23 protein-coding genes and 1 riboswitch are annotated in these 25,401 nt (G+C 70.5%); of the genes, 17 read left to right on the top strand and 6 right to left on the bottom strand.

The window, feature by feature from the left end:
* Window positions 1-182 precede the first annotated feature (182 nt).
* Window positions 183-389: a heavy-metal-associated domain-containing protein gene (locus O2W20_RS10465; RefSeq protein WP_269172690.1), complete on the bottom strand. Its 207-nt coding sequence runs from the start codon at window positions 387-389 to the stop codon at window positions 183-185.
* Between the two features lie 189 nt (window positions 390-578).
* Here O2W20_RS10465 and O2W20_RS10460 point away from each other — a divergent pair, with 189 nt between their 5' ends.
* Window positions 579-3,866 (top strand): AfsR/SARP family transcriptional regulator, encoded by a 3,288-nt coding sequence (locus tag O2W20_RS10460; RefSeq protein WP_269172691.1) that lies wholly within the window; start codon window positions 579-581, stop codon window positions 3,864-3,866.
* Here O2W20_RS10460 and O2W20_RS10455 read toward each other — a convergent pair.
* Entirely contained in the window at window positions 3,853-4,080 is a 228-nt protein-coding gene (locus tag O2W20_RS10455) for a heavy-metal-associated domain-containing protein (RefSeq protein ID WP_269172692.1), read from the bottom strand. The two genes, O2W20_RS10460 and O2W20_RS10455, sit on opposite strands and share 14 nt — an antisense overlap.
* A gap of 363 nt (window positions 4,081-4,443) precedes the next feature.
* Here O2W20_RS10455 and O2W20_RS10450 point away from each other — a divergent pair, with 363 nt between their 5' ends.
* The 4 genes from O2W20_RS10450 (at window position 4,444) to O2W20_RS22780 (ending at window position 9,435) form a co-directional block, all read left to right on the top strand.
* Window positions 4,444-5,181, top strand: coding sequence for a hypothetical protein (locus O2W20_RS10450; RefSeq protein ID WP_269172693.1), 738 nt, complete (start codon window positions 4,444-4,446; stop codon window positions 5,179-5,181).
* 596 nt (window positions 5,182-5,777) lie between these two features.
* Window positions 5,778-7,226, top strand: coding sequence for an MFS transporter (locus O2W20_RS10445; RefSeq protein WP_269172694.1), 1,449 nt, complete (start codon window positions 5,778-5,780; stop codon window positions 7,224-7,226).
* A gap of 380 nt (window positions 7,227-7,606) precedes the next feature.
* Window positions 7,607-9,253: a multicopper oxidase family protein gene (locus tag O2W20_RS10440; RefSeq protein ID WP_269172695.1), complete on the top strand. Its 1,647-nt coding sequence runs from the start codon at window positions 7,607-7,609 to the stop codon at window positions 9,251-9,253.
* Window positions 9,250-9,435 carry an FAD-dependent oxidoreductase gene (locus tag O2W20_RS22780; RefSeq protein ID WP_442928945.1) on the top strand — a complete coding sequence of 62 codons (186 nt, stop codon included), beginning with the start codon at window positions 9,250-9,252 and terminating at the stop codon, window positions 9,433-9,435. The genes O2W20_RS10440 and O2W20_RS22780 overlap by 4 nt, the downstream gene beginning before the upstream one ends.
* A 963-nt stretch (window positions 9,436-10,398) precedes the next feature.
* On the opposite strand, the gene O2W20_RS10435 is transcribed toward O2W20_RS22780, so the two are convergent.
* A complete protein-coding gene (locus O2W20_RS10435; protein ID WP_269172696.1) occupies window positions 10,399-11,058 on the bottom strand; it encodes a TetR/AcrR family transcriptional regulator in 660 nt (219 codons plus the stop codon).
* A gap of 184 nt (window positions 11,059-11,242) precedes the next feature.
* Between O2W20_RS10435 and O2W20_RS10430 the strand changes: the two genes are divergently transcribed.
* Entirely contained in the window at window positions 11,243-13,429 is a 2,187-nt protein-coding gene (locus O2W20_RS10430) for an ABC transporter permease (protein WP_269172697.1), read from the top strand.
* Between the two features lie 320 nt (window positions 13,430-13,749).
* Here the strand turns inward: O2W20_RS10430 and O2W20_RS10425 are convergent, their stop codons facing one another.
* Window positions 13,750-14,745 (bottom strand): helix-turn-helix domain-containing protein, encoded by a 996-nt coding sequence (locus tag O2W20_RS10425; RefSeq protein WP_269172698.1) that lies wholly within the window; start codon window positions 14,743-14,745, stop codon window positions 13,750-13,752.
* A gap of 27 nt (window positions 14,746-14,772) precedes the next feature.
* Here O2W20_RS10425 and O2W20_RS10420 point away from each other — a divergent pair, with 27 nt between their 5' ends.
* The 5 genes from O2W20_RS10420 (at window position 14,773) to O2W20_RS10400 (ending at window position 20,216) form a co-directional block, all read left to right on the top strand.
* A complete protein-coding gene (locus O2W20_RS10420; protein WP_269172699.1) occupies window positions 14,773-15,246 on the top strand; it encodes a VOC family protein in 474 nt (157 codons plus the stop codon).
* Window position 15,247: 1 nt separating this feature from the next.
* Window positions 15,248-15,952: a hypothetical protein gene (locus tag O2W20_RS10415; RefSeq protein ID WP_269172700.1), complete on the top strand. Its 705-nt coding sequence runs from the start codon at window positions 15,248-15,250 to the stop codon at window positions 15,950-15,952.
* Window positions 15,949-16,623, top strand: coding sequence for a hypothetical protein (locus O2W20_RS10410; protein ID WP_269185496.1), 675 nt, complete (start codon window positions 15,949-15,951; stop codon window positions 16,621-16,623). The genes O2W20_RS10415 and O2W20_RS10410 overlap by 4 nt, the downstream gene beginning before the upstream one ends.
* 592 nt (window positions 16,624-17,215) lie before the next feature.
* A riboswitch (cyclic di-AMP (ydaO/yuaA leader) is annotated at window positions 17,216-17,359 on the top strand.
* 14 nt (window positions 17,360-17,373) lie between these two features.
* Window positions 17,374-18,684 (top strand): M23 family metallopeptidase, encoded by a 1,311-nt coding sequence (locus O2W20_RS10405; RefSeq protein WP_269172702.1) that lies wholly within the window; start codon window positions 17,374-17,376, stop codon window positions 18,682-18,684.
* Window positions 18,685-19,340: 656 nt separating this feature from the next.
* A complete protein-coding gene (locus O2W20_RS10400; protein ID WP_269172703.1) occupies window positions 19,341-20,216 on the top strand; it encodes a potassium channel family protein in 876 nt (291 codons plus the stop codon).
* A gap of 761 nt (window positions 20,217-20,977) precedes the next feature.
* Here O2W20_RS10400 and O2W20_RS10395 read toward each other — a convergent pair.
* Entirely contained in the window at window positions 20,978-21,265 is a 288-nt protein-coding gene (locus O2W20_RS10395; RefSeq protein ID WP_269172704.1) for a heavy-metal-associated domain-containing protein, read from the bottom strand.
* A 313-nt stretch (window positions 21,266-21,578) separates the two neighbouring features.
* Here O2W20_RS10395 and O2W20_RS10390 point away from each other — a divergent pair, with 313 nt between their 5' ends.
* The 6 genes from O2W20_RS10390 to O2W20_RS10365 all read left to right on the top strand — a co-directional run bounded on the left by O2W20_RS10390 (window position 21,579) and on the right by O2W20_RS10365 (window position 24,989).
* Window positions 21,579-21,926, top strand: a complete 348-nt coding sequence (locus O2W20_RS10390) for a hypothetical protein (RefSeq protein WP_269172705.1) — start codon at window positions 21,579-21,581, stop codon at window positions 21,924-21,926.
* A gap of 11 nt (window positions 21,927-21,937) precedes the next feature.
* On the top strand, window positions 21,938-22,081 hold the full coding sequence (locus tag O2W20_RS10385; RefSeq protein ID WP_269172706.1) for a hypothetical protein: 144 nt from the start codon (window positions 21,938-21,940) through the stop codon (window positions 22,079-22,081).
* 20 nt (window positions 22,082-22,101) lie between these two features.
* Window positions 22,102-22,392 (top strand): hypothetical protein, encoded by a 291-nt coding sequence (locus O2W20_RS10380; protein ID WP_269172707.1) that lies wholly within the window; start codon window positions 22,102-22,104, stop codon window positions 22,390-22,392.
* A complete protein-coding gene (locus O2W20_RS10375) occupies window positions 22,389-23,030 on the top strand; it encodes a hypothetical protein (protein ID WP_269172708.1) in 642 nt (213 codons plus the stop codon). Before O2W20_RS10380 ends, O2W20_RS10375 begins: the two co-directional genes overlap by 4 nt.
* A gap of 203 nt (window positions 23,031-23,233) precedes the next feature.
* A complete protein-coding gene (locus O2W20_RS10370) occupies window positions 23,234-24,046 on the top strand; it encodes an NYN domain-containing protein (protein ID WP_269172709.1) in 813 nt (270 codons plus the stop codon).
* Window positions 24,047-24,788: 742 nt separating this feature from the next.
* Window positions 24,789-24,989 carry a hypothetical protein gene (locus tag O2W20_RS10365; RefSeq protein ID WP_269172711.1) on the top strand — a complete coding sequence of 67 codons (201 nt, stop codon included), beginning with the start codon at window positions 24,789-24,791 and terminating at the stop codon, window positions 24,987-24,989.
* Between the two features lie 112 nt (window positions 24,990-25,101).
* On the opposite strand, the gene O2W20_RS10360 is transcribed toward O2W20_RS10365, so the two are convergent.
* Window positions 25,102-25,374 (bottom strand): DUF3459 domain-containing protein, encoded by a 273-nt coding sequence (locus tag O2W20_RS10360; protein ID WP_269172712.1) that lies wholly within the window; start codon window positions 25,372-25,374, stop codon window positions 25,102-25,104.
* Between the last annotated feature and the right edge of the window lie 27 nt (window positions 25,375-25,401).

Below are 25,401 nucleotides of genomic sequence, written 5' to 3'. Positions count from 1 at the left end.
CATCGCTGGTCGGCAGGCGAGCGCGGCGGGGCCGGGTGCGGTGAGGCCTGCGTGGCCGGGGGAGTCGATGGATCCGGCACGAGGGTGCGATGCGCTGGGCGGACGTGGCTGGGCGGGTGGGGTGCCGGCTGATGTCCGCGCTCCGGCGGAGCAGGGGTCTGGGCTCCGCCGGAGCGCGGCTTTCAGGACGCGAGGGTGTAGCCGGCCTCCTCGACCGCTTCACTGATCTTGTCGGTGCTGACGGGCTGCTCACTGGTGACGGTGACCGTGCCGGTCGCCAGATCGACGTCTACTGCGGTGACGCCGGCGACCCCCCTGACCTCGGCGCTGACCGAGCTGCTGCAGTGATCACAGGTCATCCCGGTGACGGTGTAGGTCTCGATGCTCATGAGGTCCTCCTTCATCTGGTGCCGGCGGCGTGCCGGCCGGGCGTCACAGTCGCGGCCGGGGCTGTCGCCGCGCTGTCCGGCGCCGGCCGGATGCCACGGTCGTGGACAGCGTCCGGACAGCGGTGCCCCATTTCCTGTAGGAGTGGCTCGCGTGGGTGCAGACTGCGGACGCCCAGTAGGGAGTGCGCCGTGACCGAGATCGAGTTCCGCCTGCTCGGCGCCATGCAGCTGCGCGTCGACGATGAGCCAGCGAAGCTGCCCGGGGCGGCCGAGCGCGGCTTGCTCGCCCTGCTGCTGCTCTCACCGGGCCGGACCGTCGCCGCCAGCTCGCTCATCGACCGGCTGTGGTCGGAGTCCGCCCTGCCGGCCGACCCGCTGAACGCCCTGCAGCTGCGGGTGTCGAAGTTGCGTCGAGCACTCGCCGCGCACGGCGTCGACGTCATCGTTCGGGAGGCATCCGGATACCGCGCCGACGTCGACCGCGACCGCGTGGACCTGCACCGATTCGTGAGCTTGGTACAGGCCGCGCGCACCGCCGCGCGTAGAACCGCTGCAGGTGACGCGCTGGCCTTGTACGACGAGGCGCTGGCGCTGTGGCGTGATGATCCGCTCGCTGACTTCGCCGGCGAGGGCTGGGCGACCGTAGAGGCCGCCCGGTTGGATCAGCTGCACCGGGCTGCGCTGACCGAGCGGGCCGAGGCGGCCCTGGTGGCGGGCCGGCACGTCGAGGTCGCCGCCGACCTCGAGCCGACCGTCGCGAGGGACCCCGGGCAGGAGGCGATCGCTGGTCTGCTGATGACTGCCCTGTACCGGGCCGGGCGGCAGGCGGACGCGCTCGATGTGTTCGCCCGCACCCGCCGTCACCTCGACGACGAGCTCGGGCTGCAGCCCTCCGCTGCGCTTCGCACGCTGCACCAGCGCATCCTCGAGCAGGACGATGCGCTCGCAGCCGTGCCTGCACAGCCCGGTACGGCTGGTTCGGCTGGTGCCGAGGCCGGACCGGCCGCGTCAGCAGCGCAGACCCCGGCGGTCGGCCAGGAAGCCGACACCGGACCGAAGCGGACCCTGCCGATCCCTGCTCTGCGGATGATCGGACGCGACGACGAGCTCGCGCAGCTGAGCGACGCGCTCACCCGTCAGCGCCTCGTCACCTTGGTCGGCCCGGGCGGCGCCGGGAAGACGTCACTGGCCATGGCGTCTGCGCACCAGCTCGCCGACCACTTCGAGCAGCATGTCCATCTGGCCCGGCTGGCGGCGGTGAGCAACCCGGCTGACGTGCCGCTGGCGGTGGCGGACGCGCTCGGCGTGCCGCTCGACGGTGCCGACCCGAATGCGGCGGTACGCGCCCGCCTCCTTGCCTACCTCGCGAACCGGCGGCTGATGCTCGTGCTGGACAACTGCGAGCACGTCATCGACGCGGTCGCGACGCTCGTGGACTCCATCCTCGGCGCGGCCGCGCACGTCACCGTGCTCGCGACCAGCCGGGAAGCCCTCGCCGTTCCCGGCGAGGTGCAGCTCAGCGTCGCGCCGCTTGCGGTGCCGCCCGAGGGGACGCCCGCCGGGCAGGTGCTGCAGTTCCCAGCTGCTGTCCTGTTCGTCGAGCGGGCGTCGGCTGTCCGCGCGAGCCTGCCTCTGTCGGAGCCGGACCTGCTGGCGCTGGCGCAGGTGTGCCGGCAGCTTGATGGGTTGCCGCTCGCGCTCGAACTCGCTGCGGCACGCATGTCGTCGCTGTCGCTGCCGGACCTGGCAGGCCGACTGGGGGACCGCTTCGGCCTGCTCACCAGCGGACGGCGCACCGCAGAGGCCCGGCAGCGGACCTTGCGCGCGACCGTCGAGTGGAGCCACGCGCTGCTGTCGCAGCCCGAGCAGCAGGCGTTCCGGCGCCTGGCCGTCTTCCACGGCGGCTGGACGCTCGAGGCAGCCGAAACCGTCGTCGCGGGCGAGGACATCCCCGCCGGTGAGGTGTTCGACGTGCTCGACCACCTGGTCAACCGGTCGATGGTCGTGCTCGAGCCCGGCTCGCCGTCGCGGTACCGCATGCTCGAGACGCTGCGGCAGTACGCAGTCGAGGAACTCGACGCCTCCGGAGAGCGAGACGACACAGCAGCCCTGCACGCGACGTTCTTCCGGCACGTCGCTGAGCAGGCCGAGCAGAGCCTGCGCGGTCACGGACAGCGGGCGGCGCTGCAGCGGCTGCGCAACGAGCACCCCAACCTGCGTGCAGCGTTGGCGAGGCTGTCGGCCGACCCGAGCCGGGTCGAAGACGGGCTTCGACTAGCCGGTTCGCTCGCGCTGTTCTGGCACCTGGGACGGCACGTCGAAGGCCGCGAGGTGTTGTCGAAGCTCATCGCCACTCCCGGCGGGAGCCAGCAGGCACGAGCCCGGGCGCTGCAGGCGGTGTCGATCGTCGAGCGTCCACGGGCCTGCCTGGTGCATCCGAGCCCGCGCTGTGCGGAGACGGCGCTCGAGAGCTTGCAGCTGTTCGAGGCCGAGGGTGATGCGCATCGCGCTGCCCTGTCGAAGGTGCTGCTCGCAGTCGAGCTGCTCAACGGCTCGGACCCCGGCCGCTTCGTACAGCTGCTCGCCGAGGCGGAGGAGCAGTTCTCCGCCCAGGCGGACCACTGGGGTCACGCGGTCGTCGCGTTCGTCCGCCTACAGAACTTCATGCGCCGAGGCGACGAGCCGCGGTCGCGGGCGATGGGCCGGACCGCGTCGGAGGCGTTCCGGCGGCTCGATGACGCCTGGGGCCTGTCAGCTGTGCTCTACCACCTGGGCTGGGGGCTGAAGGAGTTCGGCCGGTACGCCGAGGCGATACCCGTCCTCGAGCAGGCGATCGAGGTGTCGAGCTCGGCAGGGGTGTTCAACACCGCCCAGTGGGCGCTGTCCGACCTCGGGGTCGCGCTGCTGGGTCTCGGCGAGCGCGAGGCGGCCTCGGCCGCGTTCGACCGAGCTGCGTCTGCGTCCGAGGAGGTCGGTGACGCCGCAGGTGTGGTCCTCGCCGGCCTGGGACGGGCGCAGATCGCGCAGATCGATGGGAATGTGGCGACGGCCCGGCCGCTGTTCGAGGAGGCGGTGCGCGGCCTGACCCAACTGGGCACCCCTCTGTGGGGCGGGCACGCACTCGCCGGTGTCGCATGGTGCGACTGGCGCGACGGGCTGCTGGACGACGCCGCCGAGCGGTACACGCAGGTACACACTGCCGGGCAGCAGTACAGCGAACCGACCTTGCTCGCGACCGGCCTGGAAGGTCTGGCGCGCGTGGCGGCCTCGATGGGTCAGCGGGACGAGGCGCAGGTGCGGCTGAACGAGGCCGTCGAGGTTCGGCAGGCGTCGGCGCGCCCGGCACCGCCGCAGGAGCAGGCCGAGCTCGACGACCTGTGGGGTCAGGTCGACGAAGTAGCCGGGGCGGCCGTCCGGCTGGGTGCGCCTCGAGCTTCGATGGACGTCGCGAGGTCCGGGCAGTTCACGTCTCGGTAGCCGGCGCTGCGTCCACGACCTGCGGGGTGTAGTCGGAGCCGGCGAACACGGTCAGGACGTCGGCGATGGTCATCGTGCCGCCGAGGACCACCGTGCCGGTCTTCGCGTCGGCCATGATCGTCTCGACGCCGCCGACGTCACGGAGCCAGCCGGTCACCTCGCGCACACAGTGCCTGCACTGCATCGAGCCGACCGAGAGCCTGACCTCGGGCATCGCGCTCACCTTCGTCCAGCGGGCGTTCTTCTGACGCCACCTACGGTGCCTCGCGGCGCTGTCCGTCCGCTGTCCACCGACGCGCTCGGGGACGGCGCCCGGGACCAGATGGTCCGTTCCGGTGACAGAAGTGGGACAGGGCAGGGACAGCGCCTCGGTCGACCGTGTGCATCGCAACCCAGTAGCGACACGAGGCCCGGGAGCGGGGATGACCACCACGACGCTCCGCATCATCTGCGACGGTTGCCAGCTGACCTTCGACGTGCCCTCCGCCGCGATCGTCATCGACCTGCCCGACGAGCCACGTGCCACCTGACTCGCAAGCCCTGTCGCGTCCCAGAACCATCAGCCCCGGAGTCCGCCATGAACATCCCCGAACCGCGCGGGCAAGGTCTGCGCCCGTCCGGCGAGACGGTGCCGAGCAGCGCGCTGATGTCTGCGCTGACGACCGAGCACTACACGCTGCAGGCCTCACGCTCGTCGACGGTCATCGAGGCAAACGGACGCAGCTCGCTGTTCCTGTCCGCCGTCAGCGGCGCACTGGTCGCCCTGGCGCTGGTCGCCCAGCTCGACCGGTTCGGCGACACCTTCCTGGTGTTCGCGTTCTCCGTCTTGCCAGCGCTGCTGATGCTCGGCGTCATGAGCTACGCGCGCCTGGCCGACCTGGCCGTCCACGACGCGTACTACGCCCGCGCGATCGGCCGGATCCGCAGCTTCTACTTCGACGTCGCCGGGCCGGAGGCCCGCAAGTACTGGCTGCTGGGCGCAGGCGATGACCAGCACGTTGTCATGCGGCACGCCGGTCAGCGGCTCACTGGCTGGCACCACTGGACGCACCAGGCGACGGCCGTCGCTGCGTTGACCGCGGTCATCGCCGGTGTGCTCGGTGGCCTGGCGGTCGACACGGCCTCACCGCTGACCCTGCCGGCGACCGCTGTGGTCGGTGTCGTTCTGGCTGTTCTAGTGCTGGTCGGCCTGCTGGCTGATCAGCAGCGTCGCTGGCGCCAGTGCGAGCAGAGCTCGCCGGCCCTGTTCGCACCCGATGGCACGCCGCGGAACGCCGATGTGGCCACCGCTGGACTCACGTGCCACCTGGCGTAGACCAGACACCGGGCGGCACGGTGAGACCGGACCACCCGCCGTCGACGAGCTGGACGCGGACGTTGCGCATCGCCACGGCGCGCCATCGGGGGGAGACGGCGAGCGGTCTGGCCTGGTGTTCGTCGTCGTGCCGGCCGGCGCAGCCGCCAGCGGTGGCTCCCGGAGCCGGGCGTCCACGCAGGCTCTGCTGACGTCGACGAGTCGCTGATCGTCAAGACGTGCGGTCAGCACGGCCTCGGGGTCCGAACGGCAGGGCAAAGCGCGCTGTCCAGCGGCAGATACGCGACAGAGGACGACACGCCGTGCCTGCCATGGGTGGAGAACCCAACGGGGGACACGACGGGGTGTCGTTGACGTCTGCGCCGACGGCGCCTGAGGCCTCGCACACGAGTGCGGCGACAGTACGGGCAGCGGAAGACGTGCCACGGCGACGGACGCAACCTGACAGGACCGGTACGGACCTCGACGACCGCAGCTGTCGCCGACGTGCGGTGGCGAGGACGACAGAGCGAGGACAGCGGCAGGACAGAGGGCTTCGCGAACCTGCGTTCTTGACAGCCACCGCCGGCTGTCCTTCGCAGAAGACAGGAACCGTCATGACAACCACCGCACCCGCGGCGAGTTCGACGAGCAGCCGGCGCCGGCTGGCGCTCGCGCTCATCGCCGCCGCTCAGTTCATGGTCATCATGGACACCTCGATCATCGGCGTCGCCTTGCCGAAGATGCAGGCCGACCTCGGCTTCGACCCGCAGGACCTCAGCTGGGTCTTCAACGCCTACGTCATCGCCTTCGGCGGGCTGCTGCTGCTCGGTGGACGGCTGTCCGACCTGTTCGGCGCCCGCCGCGTCTTCACCACTGGCTGGGTGGTCCTCGCCGTCGGCTCGATCGTCGCCGGCCTGGCCAACGGGGTCGCCGTCGAACTGACCGGCCGCGCGATCCAGGGCGCCGGCTCAGCCCTCATCGCCCCGGCCGCGCTCACCCTGCTGTTCCAGGTGTTCGGCGGCACCAGCGAGCTCCCGAAGGCCCTCGCCCTGTACGGCGCGGCCGCACCTGCCGGCGGCACCGCCGGCGTCTTCCTCGGCGGAGTCCTGACCGAGTACGCGTCCTGGCCGTGGGTGTTCTTCATCAACCTGCCGGTGGCCGCCGTCGTGCTGCTGCTCACCCGCTCGGTCATGCCGGCCGGGATGACCGGCCGCGGCTCGCTCGACCTCGCCGGCGCAACCACCGCCACGCTCGGCCTCGGCGCCGTCGTCTTCGCGATCGTCCGCGCCCCTGAAGCCGGCTGGACCTCCGGCGGCACCCTGCTCGCCGGCCTCGGCGGCCTCGCGTTCCTCGGTGTGTTCGTCGCACTGCAGGCCAAGCTCCGTCAGCCGCTGATGCGCCTGGGCATCTTCCGCGCACCGAACCTCGCTGCAGCCAACGTCGCGCAACTCCTGCTCGGCGCCGCCTGGATTCCGATGTTCTTCTTCGTGAACCTCTACCTGCAGCAGATCCTCGGCCTGGGTGCGTTCGCGTCCGGCGCCGCGCTCCTGCCGCTGACGATCACGATCATGATCGGGATGGTCGCGGTCGCCCCCAAGCTCATCGCCCGCTTCGGCCCGAACGCGATGACCATCTCGGGTCTCACCACGCTGGCCGCTGGCCTGGTGTGGCTGTCGTTCATCGACGCCAACGGCAGCTTCATCGTCGACATCCTGCCCGCGTCGCTGGTGACCGCCGCAGGCATGGCGATGGCCTTCATCCCCTCGCTCGGCACCGCGCTGTCGTCTGCGGCGCCCCAGGAGGGCGGCCTGGCCGCCGGGATCGTCAACACCAGCTACCAGATCGGCTCCGCGCTGGGCCTGGCGGCGATGACCGCGGTCGCGGCTGCGTTCGGTGCCGACCAGATCGGCAACCCGTCCGGCCTCACCGACGGGTTCTCGGCCGCTCTGCTCGGCGCCGCCGGCATCGCCGCCGTCGGTGCTGTCCTCACCTCCGTGCTGCTGAAGAAGCCCGCCGACAGCCCGGCCGCCAACAGCACCGACAGTGAGCCCATCGCCGCCTGACACCACCGCACGGCCTGCGCACGACCCGGCTGGCGCGGTCACTCCTGCGGCCGCGCCAGCCGTCCCCCCTCTCCAGCTCATCAGATCGGAGAGAAGCGATGGCCAGCACACGCGTGCCCGCCGAGTTCGGTGAACGCATCGCCGAGGACGGCCCCGTCGCCCACCACCGGCTCCTCCGGGACCGAGCGCAGTCCCGCGTCGCTTGCGCGGACGGGCCGGTCGCGTCATGACCGGGCAGCCTCCGAAGCGTGCCCCGCGTCCGCACCACCCGCACAGCTGATCTCCCTCGACGGCCACCAGTAGGCCTGTCTCAGCTGCACCGGCTCCCCTTGAGCGCCCGGCCCCGCTCGTCCTCGGCTCGACGTCGGAAGGAACGCACCATGACCACTGACCACGACCTGTTCTCGACAGACACGGTCGGGCTGGCTCAGGTCTCCCGGCCGCAGACCGTGCGGCTGGCCGACGGAAGCCGATTCGGCCTGTCGATCGGCGCGGTGCGCAAGGACCTGGAAGGGAAGGACATCGGCGATGCAGGCTCGGTCGCTGAGTTGCGGATGTTGGCCTACAACGGCTCGATTCCCGGCCCGACGCTCCGCGTCCCACAGGGAGCCGAGATCACCGTGGACATCCGTAATCACGGCGACGTGGAGACCACGGTGCATTGGCACGGGCTCCGGCTGGAGAACCGCTTCGACGGCGTCCCGCACGAGACCCAGGAGCCGATCCCGGTGGGCGGCGGCTACAGCTGCCAGGTGCAGTTCCCCGACGCCGGCTTCTACTGGTACCACCCGCACGTCCGCGAGGACTTCGCGCAGGAGATGGGCCTCTACGGAACGCTCGTCGTTGACCCGACCGACCCCGAGTACTGGCCGGAGGTCGACCGGGAGCTGACGTTCACCCTCGACGACCTGCTCGTCGAGGACGGGCACATCGCCGCGTTCTCGCGGGTCGGGCCGAACTTCACCGCGATGGGCCGGTTCGGCAACGTGCTGCTGATCAACGGCGAGACGGCCTTCGCGGGGACGGCAACAGCCGGCGAGGTCGTGCGCCTGTACCTGGTCAACACCGCCAACACCCGGCTGTTCGACTTCGCGCTGCGCGGAGCCCGGATGAAGTTGGTCGGCGGGGACAGCGGCCGCTACGAGCGGGAGACGTTCATCAAAGACGTTCTGCTGGCGCCATCGGAGCGGGCCGTCGTCGACGTGCTCTTCGACGCCCCGGGGGAGGTACGGCTGGAGCACCGGACCCCGGACCAGACCTACGACCTGGGCGCGTTCACCGTCGCACCGGCAGCCAACGGCGGCGGCGCCGCGGCCGGGGCGTTCGCCACGCTGCGGACCGACCCGGAACTGACCGCCGAGCGCCGGATGATCGAGCACCACCTCGACCGTGAGCCCGACAAGGTACTGGCTTTCGTGTCGAAGATGCCGCTGCTGTACGACGAGGACGCTCCAGTTGCGTCGTCCTACGTCTGCCCGATGCACCCCCATGTCACCGCGGCGAAACCGTCGACCTGCCCCGAGTGCGGGATGGAGCTCGTGCCGTCGGACGCGGTACCTGCTGCCTCACATGCGGCCGGGGAGTTCCACGCCCACGGCGGCGGAGACGGTCTCGAATGGCAGGACCTGATGCCCGACATCAACCGTGCATCGAATCCGGACAACATGATCTGGCAGCTCGTCGACCGGGAGTCCGGCGCCGTCAACCAGGCGATCGATTGGGCGTTCACCGTCGGGGACCGGGTGAAGATCCGGCTGGTCAACGAGATTCACCAGGATCACCCGATGCACCATCCCTGGCATGTTCACGGGGCCGGGCGCTTCCTCGTCCTGTCCCGGGACGGTGCACCGGAGCCGAACCTCGTGTGGAAGGACACCGTGCTGCTGCGGGCCGGTCAGACGATCGACGTCCTGCTCGACGTCAGCAACCCGGGACTGTGGATGACGCACTGCCACATCGCCGAACATGCCGAGAGCGGCATGATGTTCAGCTTCAACGTGGCCCGTCGCTCGGAGCCAGTCCGATGACGGCCGGACCGGTCCGGCCGGCGTTGGACGTGCTGGTCGTCGGCGGAGGTCAGGCCGGTCTGTCGATCGGCTGTCACCCGGCGCGGCGCGGCCTCCGGTTCCAGATCGTCGAGTCCGGACCGGAGCTGGGGTCGGCGTGGCGCTCGCGCTCTTCCGCAATCGGCCGTCACGAGCCGTCGTAGTCGACATTCCGTACGGTGCACGCGGTGCAGCGGCACCGGTCTTTGACGTAGGCGGCCCTGGTGCCGTGGACGTGCTGGGTCCTGCATGGCGCGACGAGCGGCCCGTTCCAGAGCCAGCAGGTGCTTGACGCAGGAGTGTCGGGAATCGTGCGTATCGGCCAGCGGCGCGCTGGCGTAGTCGGCGGTGTGACCGCAGCTCGAGCAGGTCTGGGTGGTCCTCATCGCCAGCGCTGATGCGGGGGTGAGGGCGGCGGGAGGCTGTTGCCTGGGGTCTGACCGGGAGGCCGGCTTGGAGCAGTACGTCGTCATCCAGTCGGTGCGAATCGTGCCGGCGTTCCCGATGTGCTCGTCGAAGGCCAGTGCGGTGCTTCTGGAGGTGATGGCCGACCATTCGGGGTCGGACAGCAACCGTTCCAGGTGGGCTTCGACGGTGAGTCGATCGACGTACGCCACGCTCGCTTCGAGCAGGCCAGCCAGGTCGATCAGCAGCCGGTACGTGTCGCCGTCGTAGGCACTGACCAGGGCCACGCACAGCCCGGCCGCCGCGTCGGGTTCTTCCCTGCCCGCTGCAGAGAAGGCATGCCCAGCGCAGGGGAAGAAGTACAGCAACCGGTACAGCAACGCGGTCCGAACGGCGGTGGACGACCGCGGACGTGGTGACGCGCTGACCAGGGAAAACCGTATCGGGGTGAACGGCGGCGGACCCCACGCAGGAAACTGGGGGTCAAGGGGTCGCAGGTTCGAATCCTGTCAGCCCGACAGAAGCAGTTGCAGGTCAGGGGCGGGTCGACCACCAGGTCGGCCCGCCTTCGACGTGTTCGGGCGCGCCCATCACGACATCGGGGATCTCGGCTGGCTTCGGGTCGGCCGGTCTGGCCACATGTCGGCGCCCGGGTCATCGAGATCGACAGGGCCTGCGGTCGGCGGCCATGTCTGCCGCCGGCCCGGCGCGGCCCTGGTGCGTCACAGCACCAGGGCGGCCGGGTGGTCGGTCACGTCCAGCGGGACGCCGGGCCGGTGGGTGACAGGAGCCGACAGCATCCCGGCGATCGCGTCGGCGAGGAAGTCGCCCACCGCCTGCCAGGAGGGGGCCGCGCCGTCGTGGTCGGACAGCCGCTCGACGTCCGCGCACGTCGTCGAGACGATCCGGGTCATCAGCCTCGCTCGCCCCACGACGACGTCCCGGTCCAGGTGGTCGAGACGAGCCACCACGGAATGGGTGATCGCGGAAGCGGATGGTGCCAGGTCCGTCGAATCGCCCAGCAGGCCCGCGGCCATCGGGTCGTGCAGCGCCTGGGCGAGGAAGCGGGCCCGGCTGCTGGGCTGCGGCAACGCCCCCAACGCGTCGGTGAACGGGACCACCAGGCTGCGGACGTCCTCCAGGAGCGAGTCGGAGCCGGCGAACATCGCCCGCCGGGGGGGCTCCAGCGCGACGAGGTGGCGGGTGATCAGCGCCTGGAGCAGCCCTTCCCGGCCGCCGAAGTAGTACCGCACGGCGGAGTGGTTGGTGTTGCCCGCGCTCTCGGCGACCTTCCGGTCGGAGACCTGGGCGATGCCGGCCTCGGCGAACAGGCGCTCGGCCGCGTCCAGCAGAGCCGTGCGGGCAGCGTCGGACCGTGCCACCTGGGTGCCTCCTCGGCTGGCTTCCTCTGTTGTGACCCGCGTCAAGCTAGCCGGTTGCTGACTTTGTAAGTCACATGACTTACATTTTGATCGTCTCAGCCCGGGCGCACGCGTCCCGCTCCGCCGCCGCAGCCGGAGTCGGTCACCTCACCGATGCTCGCCCGCCCTCGTCAGGAGCAGTCGCATGGAGCCCCTCACTGCCGCATCGTCCGCTGCCGGTCCTCCCGTGGTCGGCCCACCGATCGAGGACCGCCGGACCCGCATCGCGCGCTACGTCTTCCTGTTCCTCATCCCCTTCCTGATGGTCACGATGATGTACGCGACGTACGTCGGGACCATGCACGCGCCGCACCCGCGGGACATGCCGGTTGCGGTGGTGGGCGTCGGCGCGCAGGCCGAAGCGGTCGTCGACTCGCTCGCCGCCGTCCCGGACGACGCCGTGGAGCCGCGTCTGGTCCGCTCGGCGGACGAGGCTGTCGAGCTGCTGGAGAGCCGTGAGGTCGTCGGCGCGCTGCGTGTCCCGCAGCCGGGCACCGACGCGGCGACCCTCTACACCGCGAACGCGGCCGGGCCCTCACAGGCCACGACCGTCCAGCAGCTGCTCGCGCCGGTCGCCGTCCAGCAGGGCTGGACCATCGAGTCCGAGGACGTCGCCCCGCTGAACCCGGGTGACTCCTCCGGCACGGCGGTGCTCTTCGCCGCCATGGGGATGATGCTGGCCGGGTACGTCCCGCTCAGCGTGATCCTGCTGGGCCTGCCGCAGCTGCTGGCGGTCCGGCGGTTCGTTCCGGTGCTCCTGGGCTGGGCGGCCGGGACGAGCGCGCTCATCTGGCTCATCCTCGGGCCGATCGTGGGTGCCGTGGACGGGCACTTCCTCGGCTTCTTCGGCGTCGGCATGCTGGCCATCGGCGCGGTCGGGGCGGCCCAGTTGCTGTTCACCAAGCTGATGGGCCCCCTCGCCGTCCTCATCGGCATGCTGCTCTACGTCGTGCTGGGCATGCCGGCCTCGGGCTTGGCGCTGTCGGTCGACGTCATGCCGGGCTTCTTCTCCTTTCTGCACGGCGTGCTGCCGCTCCCGGCCGCGGGGGAGGCGCTGCGCTCGCTCGTCTACTTCGACGGTGAGCGGCTCGGCAGGCACCTGCTCACGCTCACCGTCTGGGTCGTGGTCGCGCTGGGGCTGTCGCTGCTCAAGGAGCGCGCGAGCGGCCTGGCGGTTCCCGGCGCCCCACCGGTCACCGACCCGGACGCGCCACTCCCGGCGTTGGCCGGCGGCCCGCTGCGGTCCCTGCGGTTCCGCTACGTGACCGCAGCGGCGTTCCCGCTGTCCATCCTGGTCATGGTGGTCGGCCTGATGAGCTTCGCCATGCACGAGCCGACGGTGCGTGAGCTCCCGGTGGCCGTGGTCGGGTCGACGGAGCAGCAGGCGTCGCAGGTGGCCGACGGTCTCCAGTCGAGCCTGGGGTCGATGGTCGACGTCCAGGTGGCCGGGTCGGTGGACGCCGCGACCGACGCCGTCGTCGACGGGGAGGTCGTCGCCGCCTACGTGCTCCCCGCCGGCCCAGGTGAGGACGCCACCCTCTACACCTCCGCGGGCGCCGGCGTCAGCCAGCAGAGCGTGGTGCGCGCGGTGTTCGGTCAGGTCGCTGCCGGGCAGCAGGTGCCACTCACAGAGACCGACCTGACGCCGCTGCGCGACTCCGACACCATGGGCAGCAACAGCATGTACGTCGGCATGGCCTGGATCATGGCCGGCTTCCTGATCATGGCCGTCTTCCGCGGTGGTGCTCCCGAGCTGAAGCGCTTCCGCCAGTTCGTGCCGCACCTCGCCGGTTGGTCGGTCGGCATGGCCGTCTGGCTGTGGCTGCTCTTCGACGTGGTCATCGGTGCGGTCAACGGGAACGCCTGGCAGATGATCGGCTTCGGGGCGGCGACCATCTTCGCCATGGCGGTGGTGACCGGCGCCTTCACCCGGACGCTGGGGCTGGCCGCGATCGTGCCGGTGATGGTCGTGCTGATGCTGGCCGGCGTCCCGGCCTCGGGGGGCGGACTGTCGCTGTACATGGTCCCCGAGGTCTTCCGCGGCCTGTCGGAGGTGCTGCCGCTGCCCGCGGCGGTGGACGCGGCGAGGTCGCTGGTCTACTTCGACGGTGCCGGGGTCGGCCGGGACCTCCTGGTCATCGCCGTATGGGGCGTCATCGGACTGCTGCTCAACCTCGTCGTGGACCGGTGGCTGCGGCGCCGGGAGGACGGGACCGGCGTCCCCGGGCCGGACGGCCGCCCCTCGCCTCCCGGGGCGGCGAACGAGGACGCCGACCGGGACGGGACCGACCGCACCGATGCCGACCGGCTCGAGAGCGCCGGGGTGCGCTGAGGACGACGGGCTGGACGGCGATCCGCCGTCCAGCCCGGGCCGGGTCCGGGACGGGGTGGCACGGAGACAAGTCCTGGCACCCCCTGCCGCTGGGCGGTCGGACGTGGTGACGCGCTGACCAGGGGAACTCTGATCAGGGTGGACGGCGGCGGACCCCGCTCAGGAAACTGGGGGTCAAGGGGTCGCAGGTTCCAATCCTGTCAGCCCGACAGAAGAAGTCACAGGTCAGGGGCCGTTTCCGGGAGACCGGGAACGGCCCCTGTTGCTCTTTCGGATGGATTGACCACCATTTTGACCACCATTAGCCGACCCTAAGTCGGTCAGGACGGCGCCCAGGGTGGCCACGGCGTCGGGGGAGACGTGGCCGTCGACGGGGCAGTAGCCGCGATGGAGGAGTGACCGAGATGTCGGACACCACCTTGAGCGGGATGCCGTGGCTGGGCATCAGGCGGGGTCACCGGCTGGTTGTCCTGACGCGCCCGTCGTAGGTAGGCCGCCGGAGGCATCCCGACGACGGAGCGGAAGTCGCGGCTGAAGTGGGCCTGGTCGAACCAGCCCAGAGACGCCGCCAGGCCCGCGAGGTCATCGACCTCCGCGGTGTCGATGAGCGCTGCGGCGTCCTGCAACCGGTACCGGGCCATCACCGCCTTGGGGCTGACGCCGACGTAGCCGGCGAACAGCCGCTGCAGGGACCGGATGCTCAGGCCGGCCAAGGCGGCGACCTGCTCGACCCGCACCAGCGAGCGGTCGCCGATCATCCGGTCGAGCACCGCGAGCAGGTCGAGGTACGCGGGCTCCGGGTTCGGCGCGCGCGGGGCGAGGACAGCGTCCAGGACGGCGGCCCGGTCGGCGTCGTCCTCCGCGGCCAGGACCGTCACGCGCAACCGATCCGAATCGATCCCCAGCTCGCTGCCGAGCGGTGCAACAGCGTTGCGGGCCGGCAGCACACCGGTGAACGCCCGGAACCCGCCCGGGCGGAACTTGACCGCCGTCACCCGACCGACGCCCACCAGGTCGACGGTGAACCGGCGGGTGACCACTCCGTGCACCAGGACGGCGGGCAGCGCGAGTCCGAAGCGCGTCCCGTCGCCGGACTCCACTGACAGGTTGACGCTGGGATGGCTCAGCACCTCGGAGCGGAAGGGCGGGCGGCCGGTGCGATCCCAGCGCACCGACCAGTAGCGCTCCACGAACGGCGCCAGCATGGGATGGACGTCGGCGTCACGCCGCAAGTGAGCCGTGGCCTCGGTCTCGGCCGGACGCAGCACGCCGCGCGTCGTCGGCTCGGTGGTTGTCGCGTTCTTCCAAGACGCCACGTCTGGAGCGTAACCAGGCTCAGGCACATGACGATCACGAATGGACGGCCCGAGGGCTACACCGCGCTGACCCCCTTCCTGGTGTGCTCCCCGGCCGCTGCCGCCATCGATTTCTACGGAGCGGTATTCGGAGCGACCCTCGTGAGCCGGATGGACGGCCCCGACGGCTCGGTCATGCACGCGGAGATGGACTTCGGTGCGGGACGGCTGCAGCTCTCCGACCCCAACGACGGGTTCGGGCTGGGCGCACCGATCCTCGACGGCGACACGGTCAGCCGCTCGACGTGCGTCTACGTCCCCGAGGTCGACGCGGTGTTCGCGAGGGCGGTGGATCGTGGCGCCACAGTGCGCGAGAAGCCGAGCACCTTCGTGACCGGCGACCGGTTCGCCTCGATCTACGACCCGTTCGGTCACCGCTGGGCGATCATGACCAAGGTCGAGGAGGTCAGCCCCGAGGAGTCGGAGCGGCGGCTGGCCAAGTGGAGTGCCGGTCAGGGTTGAGGTGCTGGTCCACGCTGATGGCTCGAGGAACCGCCCCGGCGCAAGGAACTCGTTCCGGCTGGTCCGGCTCCCGGCAGGGGAGCGTCGGCGCGTCACCAGCACACGCCCCACGATCAGCATCGGCGGCCGCGAGGTCTCCACCGGACGCCTGCCGGGTGCCCGCCTGCACCGGCGGCATCTGACCGAGTACGCCGCACCACTGTGCGCCGTCGAGGCAAATCGCACCCAGCACGGGCCCTTGTCTGCCGTGGTCGCGGGGGTGCACCTGGAGTTCACGCCAGACCGGTCCGCGATCGAAGTCATCGCCGCCGAGCAAGGCGGGCACTGCGCTCGGCTGGACCTCGATCCCGCGCTGCCCGACATCCGCGCCTTCCCCGACGGCACCGTCGAGGAAGGGCACTGGTATGTCGCGGTGGACGACGTCCGGCTGACCGGTGGCGCGTGGTCGGTAGAGCGCAACGACGACCAGGTGATGCTCGCCCTCGACGTGACGGAGAGGTGGCGGGTGACGGAGAGGTGGCGGCGAGGACGCCTGTCGCGGCTGATGCGTGTGGTGATCAGCGTCGTGCCGGTCTTCCGCCGGTGGCCCACGACCTGTCGCTGGCGGGCGGTCGTGCAGTTGGGCTCGATCCCCACCATGACGTCGAAGTGGGAGCGCATCACCTCCAACGACGCACAGGGCTATCGCCGCTGGACCCGCTCATGACCGCGCCGTGCGGGAGGCGAGCGGCGCTCATGGCCGTGGGGCCGTGGCGCGGACTCCTGGTCCTGTTCGGCCTCGCCGGGGCAGCGATCCATCTCGCGGTGGTGCGACCGCGACAGCTGACCTGGGGCGCGACCGCCGATGAAGTCTCGCGTCCGCTTCCGGGAGACGACCTGGTCGCCTGTCCGACGTTCCTTGCCACCCGGGCGATCTCAGTAGCCGCACCGCCCGAAGAGATCTGGCCATGGCTCGTCCAGGTCGGAGTGACACGCGCCGGCTGGTACAGCTATGACCTCCTGGACAACCTCGGTCGCCCCAGCGCCCGGCGCGTCGTCCCCGAACTCCAGAACCTCGCGCCCGGCGACGTCGTGCCGATGAGCCCGGACGGCCGGCAGGGGCTGCGGGTCCACGCCATGGATCCGCCCCGCACGATGGTCTGGGGCACGCCGGGCGACACCACCTGGGTCTGGCAGCTGGAGCCACGCCCGGACGGGACGACGCGCGTGCTCACCCGGATCCGATCTCGGATCCGGCTGTTTCCCATGTCCATTGCCTTCTCGGTACTCCTTGAGGTCGCGGACTTCTGGATGATCCGCAAGATGCTCCTGAACCTCCGAGACCGAGCTGAAGGCCGGGACGACGAGGACGGGATCCGCTCGGCGTCCATGCGGTAGCGGGCCACTGCGCGTTGCCGGGAGTCAGAGGTCCTCCGCTCCTGCGATCGGGATTGGGATTGGGAGCATCGGCAACACCGCACCTCAGGGTGCCGGCCGCAGCGTTGGCTCGTCCCAACGTCCGGGCATGACCGACTGGGGTTCCCGAGGGGAAGAGCCGCCTGAACAGTTCCGACAAGCAGGAGCACGCCACTGCAGGCGGGCGTGTGCTCGAAGTGTCGACAACCGGGCCCAGGAGTGCGCTGGTGCTAGGGCGGTCACGGCAGCCGAGGTGATCAGGAACCGGGACAGGGTCCGGTGGGGCACGCCGGCGTCGTCGGCAACTGCCTGCAGGGTGGCCCGGTCGGTCGCGGGCAGGTGGCTCGCGACCCTGCCGTCCATGCCTTTGGGCTGCTGATCTGCTCAGGCGCATCGAGTCCGGTCCGGCATCCGCCTGATCGGCCGCCTGCGCACACGCACTGGCCCGCAGAGGTGCGGCTGGCCACGATGGTTGGCTGGCGTTACGGGATTGTGACGACCATCGGGATTCGTTGTAGCGTCTCGGCCGGTCCACCCGAGCCCCGATCTCGCCCAGAGGTCCTCGCGCGGACCCCGTCGAACTGCTGCCGCTCACGCGGTGGCAGACCGGGGACCCATCGTTCCCTTGGGGTGAGTCTCGCCTGGCCAGTGGGCCGCCGCGAGTAGGGCTGTCTCCGGCCCGAACCCGTCAGCTAACTCGGTAGACGGTGAGGGAGAACGGAGCTCGCCACGTTGGCGACATCGCACGACACCGTCTTGCGGCACCATGTCCACTCACGCCGCCGCCCCCGGTGGCGCGCCGCGTTCACCGCGCCGACGCTGGCCGCCGGTGCTGCCCTGCTGCTGGTCCTCACCGGTCCGGCAGCCCACGCCGCACATGGGCCCCCGCCGGCCCCGGCAGGCCAACCCGGACTCGCCGAGGCCGAGGCTGCGCTTGCCAGCATCGAGAAGTCGGTGGTCACGGCAGAGGAGACCCTGCAGCGCCTGACGGTGGAGGCTGAGGCGGTCGCCGATCGGAGCCTGGTCGCCCAGGCCGAGCTGCTCGCAGCCCGGCAGGAGGCCGACGCCCGGGTGGCCGAGCTGGCGGCTGCGCAGGTAGCAGTCGGGCAGGCGCAAGCCGACGTCGTCGCGCTGGCCCGGCAGAGCTACATGGGTGCCGACGCCTACGGCAGTGCGTCGGCCTTCTTCGCTGCAGGCAGCCCCGAGGAAGTCCTCCAACGAGCCGCCACGCTGGAGATCCTGGGTGATGACCGGGGCGAGCAACTGGACGAGCTCGAGGTCGTCCAGCGCCAGCAGCAGGCGGCTACGGAGGCAGCGAAAGCCGCCGTGGGTGCCCGCGATACGGCCGCCGCATCCGCCGCCGAGGCCGAACGGGTCGCCAACGACGAGCTCGCTGCGGCGCAGCAGACCTACGACGTCGCCGTGAGGGACAGGGCCGCGGTGGAGCAGCAGTTGCAGGAGGCGCGGGAGCGGGTGGTCACCCTCGGAGGCGATGCTGCTGCGGGGCCGATGGGACAGCAGGCCGGCGGCGACGCCGCTGCGGTACCGACGGAGCAACAGAGCAGCGGAGATGTCGATCCACTTGTGGCGGAACGGCTGGATGGTGCGGCTTCCCGGGGAGGTGAGCGAGCTGCTTCCGGCGCTGGCATTCCGACGTCGGGGCGGGTGACCTCCTGTTATGGCGCCCGCTGGGGGACCATGCACTACGGCGTGGACATCGCCGCCCCGATCGGCACACCCATCTACGCGCCCGAAGCCGGCGTGGTGCTCCAGGCCGGCCCCGCATCCGGCTTTGGGCTGGCCGTCTACCTGGAGCATGAGGACGGCTCGATCACCCTCTACGGGCACATCGACAGCTACTCGGTCGACGCGGGACAGCAGGTGTCCGCTGGCCAGCAGATCGCGCTGGTGGGCAACACGGGTCAGTCCACCGGCCCGCACCTGCACTTCGAGGTTCACCAGGGCGGGCTCTACCAGAACCGCAGCAATCCGGTTCCGTGGCTGGCCTCGCGCGGCATGCCGCTGGGCGGTGGCTGCGGCTGACCTCGACGGGGCCACTCAATCTCCACCGGGTGGCCCCCCTGGGCAGTCCACGCCGCGGGGCAGTTGCTCCGGGCAGGCCACGCCGTCGTTCGACGACAGGCTGAGTGGGAAGACCGTACGTAGAGGTCTGGGCACCGGCCACTGGCTGACCGGCGGCACCGCCGTCCGTTGCACGCAGTGGGCCAGGGTCTCGAGTGGCCAACAGCTCCGCCCATTCTCCCAAGCAGCCTGAGCGAGGCGGTGCTACCAAAGCCGTAGTCGCGCCAGACCGACGTCGGTCGCAGTGCTGGTTGAGCTGCCGATGGAGGCCGACGACGGCACCGCTGGAGGCGGGGCAGAGGCACGACAATCGGCCTGCCCAGCCGTTCAGGCGACTCAGCCCCAGGGTCGTTGACGGGGCGCGGGACTCGCTGTTCATCACCCCCGTCGTTCAAGCTGGGCCGCCACCAGCGCGTTGAGCCGAACCTGCTGACCGGCATGCAGGACCGGCTGTACTTGTCGCTCAGAGGACAGAGACACCGAGCCCGGTGGCTCCTGGCCAGGCCCGCAGCCAGATCATCAGTGCACCCCACCAACCGGTCAGCAGCAGGGGGAAGCTGTGGTGCACGGGCCGGGCAATGACCACAAGAACGAACGAAACGACAGGGGAACGACGCGTGGGCTGGCTCATCTCCGTGGCAGGCGCCATCTTGGTGCTGCTTTCTTTGCGGGACATGTTCCACCGGATCTGGCACCCGAGTGGTCAGGGCACCATCAGCCGCCTGGTCCTGCAGGCCGTGTGGCGAGGTACCCGGCTGCTGAAGAGTCGGAGTGAGCAGACATCGGTGATCGGGCCTGCTGCCCTGTTGGCCGTGATCCTGACGTGGGCCCTTCTCATCTTGTTCGGGTGGACCCTCATCTACTGGCCGCACATGGCCGAGGGATTCTCGTTCGGTTCCAGCCTGAACCCCGCGCAGCGGGGAGACTTCGCAGACTCCCTCTACGTGTCTCTGGTGACGCTTGCCACGCTCGGATACGGCGACATCGTCCCGATCTACGGTTGGCTCCGAATGCTGGCACCGGTTGAGGCCTTCATCGGCTTCGCGTTGTTGACGGCCGCAGTCTCATGGGTGCTCCAGGTCTATCCCGCCCTGGCTCGGCGACGGGTGCTGGCCATCCGGCTGTCCCTCCTGGAGAAGGCCGGCACCGCCGGGGCCCTCTCGACGTTGGACTCATCGGCAGCGTCCACACTCCTGCACTCGTTGGCAGAGCAACTCGCTCAGGTGCGCGTCGATCTCACGCAGTACTCCGAGACGTACTACTTCCGCGAGGCCGACGTCGTGTCGTCCCTACCAGCCAAGCTCCCTTATGTCCTCGATCTGACAAGGGCCGCCAGCAGATCCGCCCGCGCTGACGTACGACTCGCCGCGGCTGTGCTGGATGGTGCGCTCCACGACTACGTGACCGTTCTGACGCAGCAGTTGGTCGAGGCCGGCGAGGACCTGGAGGAGAGCCTCGGCCGCTACGCGGCCGATCACGGTTATGCAACTTGAGCACCTGCTGCCGCCTGCCGACGCGAGGGTCTTCCTTCGGTGACAGAGACCGGACTGCCGCACGCCATCGTCGCGTGTGATCGCATGGGAGGTCGCCCGCCGAAGATGCGGTCGAGCTGGGGCTTCGGCCTTTCCGGATGATCAGCGGGCCGGCGCAGAACACCTGCGGGCTTCGCCTGACGGCATTTGTTGGCTGGGGCGTCGGGGACGAGGCGAATGCGAACGGCTGTCACTGGTTCCCTGCTCCCAATGGTCTCCAACACGACTCCCGATGGTCCTGCCACGGCGCATCTGCTGTCGGTGGATCCCGGCAGAGTGGTCAAGAGGGCTGGTCGTCGACACGCTCTGTCAGGTGTTTGGTCGTCTGTCGGCGCCGGCGGACTCTGCCGAGCCAGAGAAGTGCTGCCGTTCCGATCCGCGCTGCGACGACTGCCCATACGTGGGGGGCAATCCCGCGCGGCGCCCTCGCTGACGACGACGGCGGTGGGGCGGGCCGGCCGGGCATCGGCGAGGTCGTGCCGGCTGACGCACACGGAGTTCGAAGCAGCGAACGCCGGGGGGTCACCGAGTTCCCGCAGCCCGCAGCGCAGCGTCTCTCCACCCGGCCCTGATGGAGTGACGCTGCGCGGCCTGGGGCGAGTTGCGCGGGCTGTGTCAGGAGTCGGTGCGATGGGCGTGGCGTCCACGCGTCAAGGCTGCTTTGGCTGGACGTCGACCGAGCCGATGGCCGTGTCAGTGCAACCGAGCAGGGCTGGTCGAACTCAGCTGCAACCGCAGCCGCAGCCCGAACCTCGTCCGTTGGCCATCAGCAAGGGGAGGCTTGACGTCGCCACGCTGCTGACGGGCTCGATGACCTGGTAGCCCGCCTGCTCGACGGCGGCGCGGACCGCCGACTCGTCGACGTCGGTGGCGGTGGTCACGGTCAGGCCGCCCGTGGGCAGGTCGACGCTGACGTCGCTCACACCCGCAACCTGACTCACCTCCTGAGTCACCGAGTTGACGCAGTGCGCGCAGGTCATGCCGACGACCGTGTAGGTGGACATGCTCATGAGTCTTTACCTTTGCTCTCTTGTTTCATGCAGACGTCTCGGGATGTCGAGGTCCGTGGGGCGGTGATCAGGAGGCTTGGCCGGGAGGGGCCATGTCGCCACACCTGACCATACCCTTACCCCCCTGGGGTATGCGAGACGATCGTGTGCGGGACACGTTCGGTGAGGCGTGACCATGACCGTCGCCGGTGACCCCGATCGAGGATCGAGGAAGGGTCCTGGGCAGCGACCCGCTGGCCCGGGGCCCACGTCACCGGGACTCGGCCGCGGCGATCCTGCGCCGCGCTTGCCCACCTCCGGCGGAGACGGGCACATGGGTGATCCGCCCGCACAGGTCTCCAAGGCACCGGTCACGCCACCACGACGCCGTGTCCTTCTTGCCGGTGCCGCGTTGGTCGCCCTTGCAACCTGCGCGGTGACCATCTGGGCCGCTGGCGCCCTGGATCCCGAACCACTGCCGGGAATTCCCATGCCCTGTGCACTGGTGACCTGGCTGGTGCCCACCCTGCGGCTGGTCTCCGACGGCGCAGCGGTGGTCGTTGTCGGCTGCCTGCTCGGTGCCGCTGTCTTCGTGCCAGGTGACAATGTCCGCAGCCCCACTGCCTACTCCTGGGTGCGCGCGGCAGTTGGGCGGCGCTGGTCTGAGCGCTGGTCGCACTGACCTCCCTGCCGGTGCTTCTCGCCGACTTCCTCGGCACCGAGCTTCCGTTCATGACGCTGCGCGGCATCTATGGCTTCATCACCTCCATCGAGCAGGGACGGGCGCAGTTCATCGTTGCGGCACGGCGCGTGAGCAGCAGGCCCAGGCGCGCCTGACCGAGCTCGCCTCGGGGGCGGTGACCGAGCGTCCGTGGCGGCCGGCGTCGGTGCCGCCGGCTGCCGTCGACCTCCTGCACGTCGCCCTCTGGCGCTCCGCAGACCTGCAGCCAGACGACCTGCTGTGCGCACTGACGTTGGTCCCCGCCGCCCACGCCGAGGTCGACCAGCTCGAGGCCGGTCTGCTGTTCACCGCCAGAGCAGCTGGGTTGACCTGGGCGCAGATGGCGACGGCGATGGGGCTCAGGTCGCCGCAGGCCTGTCAGCAGCACCACACCCGCCTGGCGGCGCGGCAGGACCGCGACACGTGACCCAGACCTCGCCAACGGAGCTGCTGGTGCTCCACGCCGTACGTGTCGTCGGGTTCGCTGACAGCGCTGCGGTCGCTCGACGATTCGAGCTCGACCAGGCCGGGACGGGCGAGCACCTGCTCGACGCCGAGGCCAACGGGTGGGTCGCCCACACCGCCTTCGCCGGCACGGCCGGCTGGTCCCTGACCGACCGCGGGCGCCGCGAGAACGAGCGCCAGTTGGCCGCCGAGCTCGCCCGTACCGGCCGGGCCGAGGAGGTCCGCGACGCCTACGACGGCTTTCTGTCGCTGAACGGTCGTGTGCTGCAGGCCTGTACCGACTGGCAGCTCCGACCCGCCCCCGGTGATCGGTTGGCGCCCAACGACCACACCGACCCCGCCTGGGACGACCACGTCCTGCCGGTCCTCGAAGCCGTCGACGAGGACCTCGCGCCGCTGATCGAGCGACTCGCCGCCGTCCTCAGCCGGTTCCGCGACCACGACAGCCGCTTCAGCGCCGCACCGGCGCGGGCTCGGGCGGATGAGGTGGCATGGGTGGACCGCACTGACGTCGACTCCTGCCACCGGGTCTGGTTCGAGCTCCACGAGGACCTCGTCGCCACCCTCGGCATCGACCGCCGGGCGAGCCCCGTGCTGTGACCGTGGTTCCGGTCCACTGCCGTCGGCGGCTGGAGTCACCGCGGCCCGAACGGGACTCCCTGCGGGACGCGGATCAGCATGAACGGACCAGTTGCTGCCGGCTGAGTTGCATTCCGTCGCAGCCGCTCGGTGACCTTCCGCAGAAGAAATGGCCCTGCTAGGTTCGCGACATCGACCTAGTACCTGAATGCCCAGGAGGATGAATGAGCGCTGAGCAAGCGCAGCGGCGTCCAGCGCGGGTCGCATTGCTCATCGACTGTGACAATGTCTCGTGGCAGCGGGCTGCCGCCATCATCGCTGAAGCAACGACTCATGGGGTGCTGGGGGTGAAGCGCGGGTACGGCGATTGGGGGAGTTCATATCTGAAGGGATGGCGATCGGTGCTGCCCAGCCTCGCGATCCAACCGGTCCAGCAGATAGCATATTCGTACGGAAAGGGGGCCACCGACATCGCGTTGGTCATCGACGCGATGGACCTGTTGTACTCCGGTCAGGTGGACACCTTCTGTCTGGTCGCCAATGACAGCGACTACACCAGATTGGCCATGAGGCTCCGCGAAGCGGGCACGCGAGTCGTGGGCATCGGCGCGAAGAGCGCTTCGGGTGCCTTCAGCAACGCGTGTGATCGCTTCACCTTCCTCGAGGTGCTCGCGGGCGCCGACAGCGTTGACGAGGAGCAGGCGATGGAGGAAGTCGCAGCCGCTCCTCCACCTGGAGACGCTCAACCCGTTCTGGGCCTCGGGGCAGCGGAAGCCGGGCCATCTGCAGGAGACGTGCCGGAGCTGGCTGACATGCTGGAATCGGCAGTGTCGGCGCGACTCGAGGACGACGGGTGGGCGCTGTTGTCCAACGTCGGGTTCCAGCTCGTCGCCAACCATCCGGCCTTCGACTCGAGGAACTACGGTTACGCCCGCCTTGGATTGCTGATGTCTGCGCAGCCCAACATCGAGCTCCGGGAGGTGCAGAGCGCCGGCGGCAACAAGGTGGTGCACGTGCGCCTCGTGGGCACGGGGTAGCCCGAGCGCGCCCGCCGGCCTCGACGGACGGGGCGTCGCCACCCCGCGCGTTCGGGAGCTCCTCTGGTTCCGGCCGGACGGCGGTGGCCTCCACCAGCATTCGTGCAGGAGCATCACGACTCGAGGTGGCGCGTGTCGCCGAGGCTGACGACCTCCCGATCGTGGAAGAAGTCGTCTCGCGCACGGTGGTGATGCTGCGAGGCCGACGGTGGTGAGCGCCCCGGGATCGCGCGCGGCCACGCCCATGCCGTCGCCGATGAACAGGATGGCGTTCTGGGCCATGGCACCCCTGGCCGCGGTCGTCGTCGCCGGCGGCCGCGGTGCCGACCCCGCTGGCCGTGAAGGCGACGGTCGCCAACAGCGCACCGACGGCGATGGCCAGCGGCCAACGGCCGCGTCGCTCACCACCCACGCGGGTTCCTCCGACTGGCATGCCCGGATCTGTTCATCGTTCCTTGCCTCCGCCGACGACGGACCGCATCGGTCGTCCTGCGGCCCGCCGCGCTCCCTGCCGCTGCTGGGACGTGGTGCGGGCTGACGAGAGCAGCCCGGATCACGGCCGCGGTGGACCCGGGCAGGAATGCGGGTCGATGGGGCGCGTGTTCAGGTCCGGTGAGCCCGACAGGTCCTGCTCCGGCGACATCGAGGCCGGGGCCGGGGCCGGGGTCGGCTCGACTTCTGGCCGGGTCTGCCGATGTGGCTGGTGTCCCCTGCGGGACGCACACCGACGAGGGGATGGGTCATGGAGCACTTGCGCCGCCTGCAGATCGAGCGGCCGGTCGTCTTCTTCGCTGTCGTGCTGGTCGGCTTCTTCGTGGCCTTCCAGCTGCTGCTGTTCGTGGCGTCACTGCTGCTGGGCCCGTTCGGGCTGCCGCCCTGGCTGCCCATCGCGGTGGTGCTCGGCGGTCTGGTCGTCGTCGCCCGCCGGCAGCAGCGGCGCTGACGCTGCCGTCGCCTCGACGTCGGGGGAGCGGTCAGGTCGGCGTCGGGACGAGAACGACCGCCTCCGACGGCAGCAGGGTCCCCGACCACGCTGCGCCCTCGTCCCGGCCCGTCTAGGCGACCTGCACCGTCGCCGGCTCGGCCAGCGGCAGGTCGGCGGGTGCGTCCCGGAAGTTGACCGCGACGATCCGGCGGTCGCCGTCCGCGCGACGCTCGTAGGCCAGGACGCCGTCCGGGGCGGGCACCGCCGTCCACGAGCCCTGGTGCAGCGCCGGTGAGCCGCGGCGGGCGGACAGCAGCCGCCGGTAGAGGGCGAGCACCGACGTCGGGTCCGCGCGCTGGCTGCGGCGCTGCGGGCCGCGGCGTCCGGGGGGAAGAACAGCCACGGCTGGGTGGGCCAGCCGTGGCCGGCG

The sequence above is a fragment of the Modestobacter sp. VKM Ac-2982 genome (genome assembly GCF_026967935.1).
Taxonomy (GTDB): Bacteria; Actinomycetota; Actinomycetes; order Mycobacteriales; family Geodermatophilaceae; genus Modestobacter.
The sequence above is the reverse complement of the archived record's forward strand: the minus strand, read 5'-3'. Positions and strand labels throughout refer to the sequence as shown.